A 12,784-nucleotide genomic window follows, 5' to 3' on the forward strand; every position below is an offset into this window, starting at 1 on the left:
TAGAGAGGCAGTGACCGTGCATCTACGGCCTTTGCAGCCCGAAGACCTGGATCAGTTCTTCGTCCACCAGCAGGACCCCGAGGCCAACCTCATGGCAGCCTTCACGGCCCGGAACCCGGCTGACCGCGGGGTCTTCGACCACCACTGGGGTTCTATCATCAACGATCCCAAGGTAGTGGTGCGCACCATCGAGCACGACGGCGAGGTTGCCGGTTCGATCCTGGTGTTCGAACACGAAGACATCCCGGAGATCACTTTCTGGACCGCCAGCCGCTACTGGGGCCAGGGCATCACCACCTCCGCCGTGGATGCGTTCCTGGCCGAGTACACCGCCCGGCCGTTGCGCGCCCGCGTCCCGCAGGACAACATCGGCTCCATCAAGGTCCTGGAACGACGTGGTTTCAAGGTCGTTGACGAGGCTGCCGACTTCTCCAACGCCCGCGCCGCGGTGGTCAAGGAATTCATCATGGAGCTTGCCTAGGCTCCCCGCGCTTCATCCCAAGCCCCGCCCCGCGGGCAACGCAAAGGCCGGAAAACCAAGTCGCTTGGTTTCCCGGCCTTTGTCGTGTGCCGAATATCAGCTGTCCGGGTTTTCCAGTTCCATCAGCAGGCGGCGTGCCTCCCGGCGCACCGCTTGTTCCCGGGGCTCCGGCACCGGGGCGGCGGCCAGCAGCCGGCGCGTGTAGTCATGCTGCGGGGCGTGCAGCACGTCGGAGACCCGTCCCTGCTCGACCGACTTGCCGTCCTTCATGACCACCACGTTGTGCGCCAGCAGGTCCACCACGGCCAAGTCGTGGCTGACAAACAGGCAGGCGAACTCGTAGCGTTCCTGCAGTTCCTGGATCATTTCCAGCACCGCTGCCTGCACCGAGACATCCAGCGCACTGGTCGGTTCGTCGGCAATCAGCAGTTCCGGGTCGAGGGTCAGCGCGCGGGCGATGCAGATGCGCTGGCGCTGGCCGCCGGAAAGCTCATGCGGGTACCGGTTCATGACGGTGCGCGGCAGGTGCACCGCGTCGAGCAGTTCCTGGGCACGCTTGATCCGCTCGGCACGGTTCCCGACCTTGTGCACCACCATCGGCTCGGTGATGCAGTCGCCGATCGGGAAGCGCGGGTTCAGCGACGCGGCCGGATCCTGGAAGATCACCCCGATCTTGGCACGGATGGCACGGGCGGCCTTGGGCCGAAGCGAGGCCAGGTTGGTGCCCTGGACCGCCAGCACCCCGGAGGCCACCGGCAGCAGCCCCAGCACGGCCTTGGCCACGGTGGACTTGCCGGAGCCCGACTCCCCCACGATGCCCAGGATCTGGCCGCGGGCCAGCTCGAAGGACACATCGTCCACGGCCCGGAACTTGGAGCCGCGCATGTCGTATTCGAGCACCAGGTTCCTGGCCTCGAGGACCAGCTTGCGCTCCGGGTCCACCACATCGGCAGGTTCCGGTTCCCAGGTCCCGGTGACATCGACGGCCTCGAGCCGCGGGACCGAGGAGAGCAGTTTCTGCGTGTACGGGTGCACCGGGTGGTTGAGCACCTGGTCCACGGTGCCGGTTTCCACCAGCGAGCCACGGAACATCACCGCGACGCGGTCGGCCAGGTCGGCCACCACGCCCATGTTGTGGGTGATCAGCAGGATGCCGGTGTTCAGCTTGTCCTTGAGCTCGCGCAGCAGATCCAGGATCTCGGCCTGCACCGTCACATCCAGCGCGGTGGTCGGCTCGTCGGCGATGATGACCTTCGGGTCGCAGGAGATCGCCATGGCGATCACGATGCGCTGGCGCTGGCCGCCGGAGAACTGGTGCGGGTACTGCTTGATGCGCTTGCGCGGGTCGGGTATCCCGACCATTTCCAGCAGCTCGATGGCGCGTGCCGTCGCCTCCTTGCCGTAGGCCAGCCCGTGCAGCTCGAGGGACTCGGTGAGCTGGCGCTCGATGGTCAGCACCGGGTTCAGCGCGGTCATGGGCTCCTGGAAGACCATGGCGATGTCCGTGGCGCGCATCTTGCGCATCTTGCTCTCGGCAAGGCCGACCACGTTGACGCCGCCCACCATGGCCTTGCCGGTGATGTAGGCATTGGGCGGCAGCAGGCCGATGGCGGCGGTGGAGGTCACCGATTTCCCGGAACCCGATTCGCCCACCAGGGCCACGACCTCCCCCGGGTACACCTCCAGGGACAGGCCCTTGACCGCGTGCACGTCGGAGAACTCGGTCTCGAAGGAAACGGAAAGGTTCTGGAAGCTCAGGGCCGTTGCGGTTTCGCCGGCATGTGCCGTGGGGATGCTCATTCGGATACCTCTTCCTTCTTCGTGCGGCGCCGGGTCTTCTTGGTCTGGCGCGGGTCAAAGGCGTCGCGCAGCCCGTCGCCCAGGAAGTTCACGCTCAACGCGATGGCCACGATCAACATGCCCGGCCACCAGAACAGCCAGGGGCGGTTGGTGAATGCGTTTTGGTACTGGCTGATGAGCAGGCCCAGGGAGGACTCGGGGGCCTTGACCCCGAAGCCCAGGAAGGACAGCGAGGTTTCCAGCAGGATCGCCCCGGCGATCGCGAAGGTCGCGTTGACCACGATCACCCCGATCGTGTTGGGCAAAAGGTGCTTGAAGATCACCCGGGAGGTCTTCGAGCCCATGGCCTGGGCCGCGGCGACGTATTCGCGCTCGCGCAACGAGAGGATCTCGCCGCGCACCAGGCGTGCCAGTCCGGTCCAGGTCAGCATGCCCAGCACCAGGGCCAGGGCGAAGATGGAACCACCCAGCTTGGAGCCGGCCAGCTGGCCCAGCACTGCGGCAAGCACCAGCAGCGGGATGACGATGAACAGGTCGGTCAACCGCATCAGGACCTCGTCGACCCAGCCGCGGAAGTATCCGGCTACGGCGCCGATGATCGCGCCGATGAAGGTTGACAGCGCGCCGACGGTCACCGCGATGATGATGGATTTCTGCGTTCCGCGCATCACCAGGGCGAAGTAGTCCTTGCCGGTGTTGTCCTGCCCGAAGGGGTGGTCCCCGATGGCGAAGCCGGGCCCGCCGAGCCAGGCGGGCCACAGGCTCAGCGTGGGTGCCCCGCCGTTGACCACGATGGAGGACTTCAGGTAGCTCTGGCCCCACCAACCCGGTATGCCGGCAAATCCGATGGAGGTGAATGCCGTGAGCGTGATGACCACCAGCACCAGGGTGGAGATCATGGCTGCCTTGTGGTTCAGGAAACGCCGGCGGACCAGTTGGCCCTGGCTCTTGGATTGGCTGGACTTGCGGGCCAGTTCCGCGTCCTCGACCTCAACCAGTGAGACGAGCTCTTGCTCGCCGGGTTCGATGTCAGATTTCATGCTCGATGGACCTCGTAGCTCCTCGTTGTCCTTGATCTCGCTCATACCCGGATCCTCGGGTCGAGCAACGCGTAGAAGATGTCGGCCAGCATGTTGAACAGGACCGCTGCTGTTCCGGTGACCAGGAAGAACGCCATGACCGGCGCGGGGTCCACGGCATGCAGCCCGGTGGTGAACATTTGGCCCATGCCCTTCCAGCCGAACACCGTCTCGGTGATCACCGCGCCGCCGATCAGCCCGGCGAAGTCGAATGCCGCGATGGTGGCGATGGGGATCAGCGCGTTGCGGAAGGCGTGGCGGAAGATCACGGTGCGTTCGGAAAGGCCCTTGGAGCGGGCGGTTCGGATGTAGTCCTGCTGCCCGACCTCGAGCATCGAGGCACGCGTGTAGCGCGAGTACGACGCGAGGGAAATGATTGCCAGCAGCAGCGTGGGCAGCAGCAGCTGCGCGCCGCGGTCCAGGAAGGTCTCCCAGAAGTCCCCGGTGAAGTTCGGGGTCTGGGAACCGATGGTGCCGATGGGCCGGGGCTTCAGGGCCAGGAACCCGGGCCAGGCGCGGAAGATGTGGTCAATGACCGTCAACCCGCCGAAGACCAGCCCGGTCAGTGCGCTGACGGTCATCGCCGTCTTGCGCAGGCGCCCGCCCATGAAGTGGCCGATGGCACCGGGTACCGCCACACAGAGGATGCCCCCGACGATCAGCACCAAGGTGTTGGGTTCGGTGAGCAGCGAGAAGGTCGCGTAGTACATGACCAGGCCCAGGGCCACGGTGACCAGCGCCGGGTAGAGGACCAGCTTGTTGCGGATGCCCACCGACATCGCGGTCCCGCTCAGCGCCACGGCCAGGGACAGGACCACGATGGCGGCCGGGCCCAGCTGGGGGTAGCGGAAGAAGTTCAGCCACAGCAGGTATGGGATCACCACGGCGACGAAGGCCGCCGAGACCGCGAAGGTGGCCAGCCGTCGGCGCATGCTCCCGGCGAGGAACACCTGCATCAGGAAGCCGAAGAACAGGGCGATCAGCACGATCTGGACCGTGGAGAACGCGGGGTCCTTCATCCAGTCGTTGTAGCCGATGGCCATGTATTCCTTGAGCATCACCGCCGCCCAGAAGACCGGCAGGGAGAAGAAGAGGAAGGTCAGGAAGGTGACCCCGTAGTCGAGGCCGGAGTATTGGCGGATGGCCGACAGGACGCCGATGGCGATGCCGGCGATGGCTGCCAGCACGGTGGCCAGCACGACCAGGCGCAACGTGGAGGACGCCGCGGCGCCCAGCAGACCGGTGACCTCGATGCCCTGGATGTTGGTTCCCAGGTCGCATTTTAGGGCGAAGCATCCGCCCACGCCCACGAGCCAGGTCCAGTAGCGCTGGAACCAGGGCATGTCCAGGTTCATGTAGTCGCTGCGTTGCTGCATCAGGTAGTCGCGGTTGTCGGCGATCGATTCGCGGAGGTCCGACAGCGGGTCCCCGGAGTTGATCACCAGCACGTACAGGAGGAAGGATGCGGCAAACAGGATGCCGATGGAGGCTCCCAGCCTCTTGAGGATAAATTTCAGCACTGCGCGGTTCTTGCCTTTCCGTCTTGAGTGCCCTCGAAAGGGTTGCTAACAAGGGCGTGTGGGGTCCGGCTGGTATGCCGGACCCCACACTAAGACGCTGATATTGCCGGTGGGCAATTACTCAGCGCGTACCCACTGTTCTGCGTTCCAGACGATCTGCGACTGGGTTGCGGTGTGGCGCACGTTCTTGATGTCAGCCGAGGAGGCGGACAGTCCCGGGTGTGCGAACACCGGGATGCCGAAGAGGTTGTCCCACAGCAGCTTCTCGATGTTCTTGGTCTCGGCCAGGTGCACGGCCGGGTCCATCGAGGTTGCCAGGCGCTCCCACGCGGCGTCGACGTCCTTGTTGGAGAACTCGGTGTAGTTCTGCGGCTTGCCCGTGGCGTAGATGTTCTGGCCCGAGGTGATCTGGCCGGAACCTGCCCAGGCGAACAGTGCTACGTCGTAGTCGCCGCGTTCCTGGGTGCCGCCGGGTGCGAAGAACTTCGGGTCGCCGGCGTCGACGACCTCGAAGCCAGCGTCCTTGCAGGAGGACTGGATCATGGCGACTTCGTCGGTGCGGCGCGGGTTCGGTGCCGAGTAGCCGATGCGCACCTTGGTGCCCACGGCGTTCTGCTCCTCGAGGATCTTCTTGGCGCCCTCGATGTCGACCTTGTCGTAGCGTCCGTCGTAGGAAGCAGAGACGACCTCGTCGTAGGTGTCCTGGAACGGGAAGACCTCGCGTGCATTGAGCACCTTGGCCTCCGGGTTCAGCGGCTTGATCAGGTTGTCAACGATTTCCTGGCGCGGAACGCACATGGCGAACGCCTGGCGCAGTTCCAGGGAATCCTTGAAGGCTGCCTTGTCGCGGAAGTTGAAGTCCAGGTGCTCCCAGGTCAGGGTGTCGCCCTGCTGGATGTTCACCTCGTCGCCCAGTGCCTTCAGCTGTGCCAGCGTGTCAACGGTTGGCTGCGGGGCAATGACGTCGAGGTCCTTGTTCTGCAGGGCCTGGACCATCGCTCCGTCATCGATGAAGCGGAAGGTCAGCGTCTTGGTGGCCGCCGGGGTGCCGTAGTAGTTCTCGTTGGCTTCGAGGGTCACCGACTGTCCGGCGTTCCAGCTCTTGAGCTTGTACGGGCCCGAGGACGGAATCAGTTCCGCGTCCGGCAGGGTTCCGGGCTTGGTGGTCCAGCCGGTGTTCCAGAACTCGGCGGCCTTGGTGATCGCCTTGGCGTCGCCGGCGCGGACCGCGTCAACGAACTCCGCGGTGGACATGCCGCCCTGCTTGGCCACGACGTGGGCCGGGGCACCCATCCAGCTCTGGATCTGCCAGTCCGGATCGGGGTTCTTGAAGGTGACGGTGAATTCCTTGGAATCCGCTGCGCCCTCGGGGCCCTTGGGGACGGTGTCGCCCAGGTCGGCGGAGACCGAGTCAAAGAGCTGCTTGCCCTTGGCGTTCTTCATGTTCGCGTTCTGCGTGGCCCAGGCCAGGACTGCGTCCGCGGTGGTGATCTGGGTTCCGTCGGACCACTTGGCGTCCGGGTTGATCGTGTACTTGATGGTCAGCGGATCGTCGCTGGTCTTCTCGTAGGAGACCAGTTCCTTGTTGGGGTAGATCGCCCCGTCGGTGCCGAAGTAGGAGAAGCCGGCGAGCACCCGGTCCACGATGGCGGAGTTGTAGGTGGAGTAGGTTTGTGGGGTGTTGGTGTTGTAGCCAATGAATTCCGGGGCACCGACGGTGACCTTGATTTCACCGTCCTTGGTCGTGATGTCGCCAAGATCGGCGAGACCCGAGTTTGCCGGTTCGACGGTGTTGGTCCCGCTGCTGGATGCCGACGTCGTTGCCGATTCGCTGGGGGCGTTTCCGCCGCCCGGCGCGCACGCAGTCAGTGCCAGCGCGAGCGCAGCACCAACTGCAACAGCCTTGGAAATACGCTGAACACGCATTTCTCCTCCTAATTAGCTTGAGCTTCATGTAACCGAGCTTTCGCTCGAATGCGGTCCATGCAGTGTGCGATGCCCCACAATCTAGAACCATAGCCGCGATTCCTCCGGTTGGATATAAAAACACCGCTTCATATTTGGTGCCCCATCCGGCCCGCGGCGCAGTGACTCGCATCACGCGATGGGCGCGATTCAACGTGATGGGCGCTACAGCCGCGAAAACTCAAGGATCTGCTTCACATTGAACTTCGCCAATTACTACTCGCAAGTAGCCCAGCACGGTGCGGCGGGATTTATAACAGTTTGGAAACATCACCCAACATGACGTTCGGCCCGGTACTGATTGCCTTCCGCTAAAGCCTTTGTGATAAGCAAGTGGAGGGGCAAGCCTTGCGGCTTGCCCCTCCACTTTTCCATATCAATTCCCAATTGCCATTGGGATCAAACTATTCCTAAAGCATCAACGTGGCTCCGGGAATCGCCCGAAGCAGGTTCTTGGTGTACTCGCTCTGGGGATTGTTGAAGACCTCATCGGTCGTCGAATGCTCCACGATCCGTCCATGCTCCATGACGCAGACATCGTCCGCGATCTGGCGCACCACCGCCAGGTCGTGGGTGATGAACAGGTACGTCAGGTTCAGCTCTTCCTGCAAGTTGTTAAGAAGGTTCAGGATCTGTGCCTGCACCAACACATCCAGGGCGGAAACCGCCTCGTCGCAAATGATCACCTCGGGCTTGAGCGCCAACGCGCGGGCAATGGCAATGCGTTGGCGTTGCCCGCCCGAGAGCTCGTTCGGGAACCTGTGCATCGTGGAGGAAGGCATCGCGACGTGCTCGAGCAATTCCTTGACCCGGGTCTGCCGGGACTTTGCATCCCCGATGCCGTGGATGCGCAGCGGCTCCTCGATGGTGCGGTAGATGCTGTACATCGGGTCCAGGGATCCATAGGGGTCCTGGAAGATCGGCTGCACGCGGCGGCGGAACTTGAACAGCTGGTTCTCGCTGCGGTCGGTCATCACCTGTCCATCGAACGTGATGAATCCGCTGGTGGGCTTGAGCAGGCTCAAGACCATCTGGGCGACAGTCGACTTGCCGGACCCGGACTCCCCCACGATGGCCGTGGTGGTGCCGCGCTTGACCGAGAAGGACACGTTGTCCACCGCGGTGAAGTCGTCGCTGCGGCCCAGGCCCCGGCGGATCTTGAAGACCTTGGTCAGGTCCTTGACCTGCAGGATGTCGTCGCCTGCAACCACATGCTCCGTCCTGACCACCGTGTTGATGTCCTCAGCGACTTCGGTCGGCTGTGACTGCAGCCGTTTGGAGGCCAAGGAAGGCGCCGCGGCGACGAGCCGCTGGGTGTAGGGGTGGACCGGGTTGCGCAGGATCTCCAGCGCCGGGCCGGATTCCACGACCTGGCCCTTGTACATCACCACGATCTTCTCGGCGCGCTCGGCGGCAAGGCCGAGGTCGTGGGTGATCAGCACCACCGCGGTGCCCAGTTCGCTGGTCATGGTGTCCAGGTGGTCCAGGATCTGCTGCTGCACGGTGACGTCCAAGGCACTGGTGGGCTCGTCTGCGATGAGCAGGCGCGGCCGACAGGCCAGGCCGATGGCAATGAGCGCACGCTGGCGCATGCCGCCGGAGAACTCGTGCGGGTACTGCCCGGCACGTGTAGCCGCATCCGGAAGCCCCGCCTCGGCCAGGACCTGGGCGACGCGTTCCTTGGAGTTGTTTCCCGCCAGGCCGTTGGCCTTCAGCGTCTCCTTGACCTGGAACCCGATCTTCCACACCGGATTGAGGTTCGACATGGGATCCTGCGGAACCATGCCGATGGAGCTGCCGCGCAGGGCGACGATCCGCTCCTCGGTGGGATGGGTGATGTCTTCGCCGTCAAAGATGATCTGCCCACCGGTGACCTTGCCGTTGCCCGGCAGCAGTCCGATGGCGGCAAGCGCCGTGGTGGACTTTCCGGAACCCGACTCCCCCACGATCGCCACGGTTTCCCCGGGCATCACGGTCAGCCGGCCGTTGCGCACCGCATGGATCGGCCCCTCGGGGGTGGAAAAAGTGATGGCCAGGTCCCTGATCTCAAGCAGCGGACGGTCTTCAGCGGACGAACCGTTCACTTCGGATCCCTTCAATAGTTGGCTCATGGTGCTATCCCTTGCGTGACTTCGGATCGAGGGCGTCGCGCACCGCGTCGCCGAGCATGATAAAGCTCAGCACCGTGATGGACAGTGCCAGACCAGGCCACATCAAGATCTGCGGATCGTTGCGCAGCGAGATCTGTGCGTCGGAAATGTCATTTCCCCAGCTCATCACGCCTTGGGGCAGGCCCAAGCCGAGGAACGAAAGCGTCGCTTCGGCCACGATATAGATGCCCAGCGAGATCGTGGCGATCACGATGACCGGAGCCACCGAGTTCGGCACCACGTGCTTGACCAAGGTCTTGAACTTGGACAGGCCCAGCGAACGCGAGGCCATGACGTAGTCCGAGTTCTTGGCCTCGATGACCGCGCCGCGGGTAATGCGGGCCATTTGCGGCCAGCCGAAGATCGCCAGCGTGATGATCACCGTCCAGATGCTCTTGGAATCCCGGAACGCCGGAAGCTGCATGATGATGATGGCGCCGAGAATCAGCGGCAGGGCAAAGAAGATGTCGGTGATGCGGGCCAGGACGGCATCGAGCCATCCGCCGTAATAGCCGGCCAAAGCACCGAAAGTGCCGCCGATGATGACCACGGCAATCGTGGTGAATAGGCCCACAAGCACCGAGGCCTGGGCCCCGTAGACGACCCGCGCGTAGATGTCGCAGCCCTGGAAGGTGAACCCCAGCGGGTGCCCTTCCGAGGGCCCCTGCCGGGCGAACTGCAGGGAACAGGCCTGTGGATCGGTTTGGGTGAACAGCCCGGGAAACGCCGCGACAACGACCACCAGGACAATGAGCAGTGCGGAAATAATGAACAACGGCTGCACGCGCAGTGAACGCCACGCCTGCGCCCACATGCTCAGTGGCACGGCGGTCTCGTCGACCTTGTCCACGGACTGCAGCGGGGTTTCGGCCAGCGGGGCCACGTAGTGCTCGATGTGGCGGCTGGAAACCTTTCCGGAACGGATGCGCGGGGCGGGGACGTTCGGTTCAATGATTTCGGGAGTTGGGTTCTCAGACAAGGCGGATCCTTGGGTCGAGCCACGCGTAGAGCAAATCAACGACGAGGTTGGCGATAACAAATACAAGCACGAGCACGCTGACGACGGCCACCACGGTAGCGCTCTCGCCCTTCAGGATGGCTTGGTACAACAGGTTGCCGATTCCGGGGACGTTGAAGATGCCCTCGGTGACGATCGCGCCACCCATCAGCGAACCGAGGTCGGCGCCCAGGAAGGTGACCACGGGGATCAGCGAGTTGCGCAGGATGTGGACCACGACCACGCGGCGGCGGCTCAGGCCCTTCGCGGTTGCCGTGCGCACGTAGTCGGCACTCTTGTTCTCCATGATCGAAGTCCGAGTCAAACGGATCACGTAGGCCAGGGATACAAGCCCCAGCACCACGGCCGGAAGCAGCAGGTCGGTCCAGGGGGCGCCGGGACTCACGGTGGGTTTGGCCCAGGACAGTTTCACGCCGACCACGAACTGCAGCACGAAGCCCAACACAAAGGTGGGGACGGCGATGACCAGCAGCGAGGCGACCAGGACGGTCGAATCGAAGAGCTTGCCCTTTTTCAGCCCGGCAAAGACGCCGAAGATGACGCCGAAGACGGCTTCGATGGCCAGTGCCATCACGGCCAGGCGTGCGGTCACCGGCATGGCCCGGGCAATGACATCCGATACGGGCTGGCCGGAGAACGTCTGTCCCAGGTCGAAGGAGACCAGGTTCTTCAGGTACAGGAAGTACTGCACCCAGAAGGGCTGGTCAAGGTTGTACTGGGCACGCAGGGCGGCTTCGACGGCCGGGCTCATGGGCTTGCCGCCGGACAGCGCAGCGATGGGGTCGCCCGGGGTGGCAAAGACCAGGAAGTAAACCAGCAGGGTGGCCCCGAAGAACACCGGGATCAGCTGAAGAATTCGTTTGAGGGTGAACGTGATCATGGAGCTGCCGCCACGGGTGCAGTGTGGGCGATCGGGTGGATCAAGGGATGACTCCTTGTAAGGAAGTGTATGAGAGAGAAGGGAACGGCGGATTTTCCGTCCACGCAAGTAAGGGGGACCCTAGCTGGGCCCCCCTCGCTCGCGTGCTGGTCGGTTCCGGGGTTCGTCTACTTGCCGGTGATGGCGTGGTAGATCGGAACGTGGTTCCAGGCAAACTCGACGTTGGTGACGTTCTCGCTCCAGCCGCCCTGGACCGCCTGGTACCACAACGGCACGACCGGCAGGTCCTTGAGCAGGATTTCCTGGGCCTCGTTGAAGATCTTGTTGCCTTCCTCGACGGAGGTGGCGGCAAGACCGTCTGCCAGCTTCTGGTCGAACGCGGGGTTCGAGTAGTCGCCGTCGTTGGAGCCGGCGCCGGTTCCGTAGAGCGGGCCAAGGAAGTTGTACAGCGACGGGTAGTCGGCCTGCCAGCCGGCACGCGAGGCACCGGTGAGCTTCTTCTCGCCGACCAGCGTACGCATTTCCTTGAACGTCGGAATCGGGTCCAGCTCGGCCTTGATTCCCAAGGTGTTGGAAATCTGGTTTGCCATGGCCGTGATGTATTCCTTGTTGCCTGCGCCATCGATGTTCGAGGTGATGGTGAAGACCTTGTCTGCCGGCCACGGATCGATCTTGTCGGCCTGGGCCCAGAGTTCCTTGGCCTTGTCGGCGTTGAAGACCAGCACCTCGTTGCCCGGAAGGGAATCGGAGTAGCCGTCCAGGACCGGGGAGGTGAAGTCCTTGGCAACCTGCTTGGCACCGAAGAAGATGTTGTCGATGATCTGCTGGCGGTCGATCGCCATGGAGATCGCCTGGCGGCGCAGCTGGCCTGCCTCGCCCTTGAACTCCGGCAGGTAGCTCGGGATTGTCATTGTGGCGTTGCCCGCGTAGGCCTGGTTGACCCAGCGGTCGCCCAGGTCGGTCTGGTAGTTCTGCAGGGCGCTTGGCGGAACCTGATCAAGCACGTCCAAGTTGTTGGCCAGCAGGTCGGTGTAGGCGGCGTCGAAGTTGTTGTAGATCTTGAACGTTACTCCACCGTTGGCCGCCTTGCTCGGGCCGGAGTAGTCGGGGTTCGGGACGAGCTCGACCTGCACGTTGTGCTTCCAGCCGTCCTCGGCCAGCTTGTACGGGCCGTTGCCTGCGGGGTTCTCGCCGAATGCCTTCGGATCCTTGAAGGCGGCTTCCGGCAGCGGGTAGAAGGCGGTGTAGCCCAGGCGCAGCGGGAAGTCGGACTCCGGTCGGCTGAGTTCGACGGTGAAGGTGGTGTCGTCGACGACCTTCAGGCCTTCCATCGTGTCCAGAGTGGATTTCTCCGCGCTGACCTTGTCGTAGCCCTTGATGGACTCGAAGAAGTACGAGTTCAGCTGCGCGTTCTTGGCCGCAGCACCGAAGTTCCAGGCATCCACGAAGGACTTGGCCGTGACGGGCTCGCCGTTGGTGAACTTCTGGCCGGACTTGATCTTGATGGTGTAGTTCTTGGCGTCGGTGGTCTCGATCGACTCCGCCAGCTCGTTGACCGGCTTGCCGGTGGCATCGTAGCTGACCAGACCGGTGAAGATCAGGTCCATCACCCGTCCGCCACCAACTTCGTTGGTGTTTGCCGGCAGCAGTCCGTTCTGCGGTTCGGTCGAGTTGGCGGTGATGACCTTCGACGCGTCTCCACCGGAGCTTGCGCTGGGGGTCTCTCCGCCGCCGCCGCCACAGGCAGTCAGGGTCAGGGCAAGAGCTGCGGAAAGCACAAGTGCCTTCGAGGTGCGGTTGTAACGCATTCTTTCTCCTCAACGAGTTTGTTGGCCGGCGGGAACGGGTTTTGCAACCTCGCCGGACCATGGTGAGCCTCATCACTCATACG

9 protein-coding genes are annotated in these 12,784 nt (G+C 63.6%); 1 reads left to right on the top strand and 8 read right to left on the bottom strand.

What is annotated here, in order from left to right; all coding sequences use genetic code 11:
* Positions 1–16: 16 nt before the first annotated feature.
* Positions 17–481, top strand: coding sequence for a GNAT family N-acetyltransferase (locus JOF46_RS18155; RefSeq protein WP_209909747.1), 465 nt, complete (start codon positions 17–19; stop codon positions 479–481).
* Positions 482–577: 96 nt separating this feature from the next.
* On the opposite strand, the gene JOF46_RS18160 is transcribed toward JOF46_RS18155, so the two are convergent.
* From JOF46_RS18160 to JOF46_RS18195, 8 genes are all read right to left on the bottom strand, one after another.
* Complete coding sequence (locus JOF46_RS18160) at positions 578–2,281, bottom strand: ABC transporter ATP-binding protein (protein ID WP_209909750.1); 1,704 nt, start codon at positions 2,279–2,281, stop codon at positions 578–580.
* A complete protein-coding gene (locus JOF46_RS18165; protein WP_245348183.1) occupies positions 2,278–3,366 on the bottom strand; it encodes an ABC transporter permease in 1,089 nt (362 codons plus the stop codon). The genes JOF46_RS18160 and JOF46_RS18165 overlap by 4 nt, the downstream gene beginning before the upstream one ends.
* On the bottom strand, positions 3,363–4,880 hold the full coding sequence (locus tag JOF46_RS18170) for an ABC transporter permease (RefSeq protein ID WP_209909753.1): 1,518 nt from the start codon (positions 4,878–4,880) through the stop codon (positions 3,363–3,365). The genes JOF46_RS18165 and JOF46_RS18170 overlap by 4 nt, the downstream gene beginning before the upstream one ends.
* A 117-nt stretch (positions 4,881–4,997) precedes the next feature.
* Positions 4,998–6,806, bottom strand: coding sequence for an ABC transporter family substrate-binding protein (locus tag JOF46_RS18175; protein ID WP_209909755.1), 1,809 nt, complete (start codon positions 6,804–6,806; stop codon positions 4,998–5,000).
* A 449-nt stretch (positions 6,807–7,255) separates the two neighbouring features.
* Positions 7,256–8,956: a dipeptide ABC transporter ATP-binding protein gene (locus JOF46_RS18180; RefSeq protein ID WP_209909758.1), complete on the bottom strand. Its 1,701-nt coding sequence runs from the start codon at positions 8,954–8,956 to the stop codon at positions 7,256–7,258.
* Between the two features lie 4 nt (positions 8,957–8,960).
* Complete coding sequence (locus tag JOF46_RS18185; RefSeq protein WP_425355084.1) at positions 8,961–9,947, bottom strand: ABC transporter permease; 987 nt, start codon at positions 9,945–9,947, stop codon at positions 8,961–8,963.
* A gap of 19 nt (positions 9,948–9,966) precedes the next feature.
* Positions 9,967–10,893, bottom strand: a complete 927-nt coding sequence (locus JOF46_RS18190) for an ABC transporter permease (RefSeq protein ID WP_209909765.1) — start codon at positions 10,891–10,893, stop codon at positions 9,967–9,969.
* A 167-nt stretch (positions 10,894–11,060) separates the two neighbouring features.
* A complete protein-coding gene (locus JOF46_RS18195; RefSeq protein WP_209909768.1) occupies positions 11,061–12,701 on the bottom strand; it encodes a peptide ABC transporter substrate-binding protein in 1,641 nt (546 codons plus the stop codon).
* Between the last annotated feature and the right edge of the window lie 83 nt (positions 12,702–12,784).

The sequence above is a fragment of the Paeniglutamicibacter psychrophenolicus genome, from assembly GCF_017876575.1.
GTDB classification, from domain to species: Bacteria; Actinomycetota; Actinomycetes; order Actinomycetales; family Micrococcaceae; genus Paeniglutamicibacter; species Paeniglutamicibacter psychrophenolicus.

Excerpts from the sequence above, each read along its gene's own strand:
- JOF46_RS18180 (WP_209909758.1), bottom strand. The coding sequence starts at position 8,956 with ATGAGCCAACTATTGAAGGGATCCGAAGTGAACGGTTCGTCCGCTGAA.
- JOF46_RS18195 (WP_209909768.1), bottom strand. The coding sequence starts at position 12,701 with ATGCGTTACAACCGCACCTCGAAGGCACTTGTGCTTTCCGCAGCTCTT.
- JOF46_RS18165 (WP_245348183.1), bottom strand. The coding sequence starts at position 3,366 with ATGAGCGAGATCAAGGACAACGAGGAGCTACGAGGTCCATCGAGCATG.
- JOF46_RS18160 (WP_209909750.1), bottom strand. The coding sequence starts at position 2,281 with ATGAGCATCCCCACGGCACATGCCGGCGAAACCGCAACGGCCCTGAGC.
- JOF46_RS18190 (WP_209909765.1), bottom strand. The coding sequence starts at position 10,893 with ATGATCACGTTCACCCTCAAACGAATTCTTCAGCTGATCCCGGTGTTC.
- JOF46_RS18175 (WP_209909755.1), bottom strand. The coding sequence starts at position 6,806 with ATGCGTGTTCAGCGTATTTCCAAGGCTGTTGCAGTTGGTGCTGCGCTC.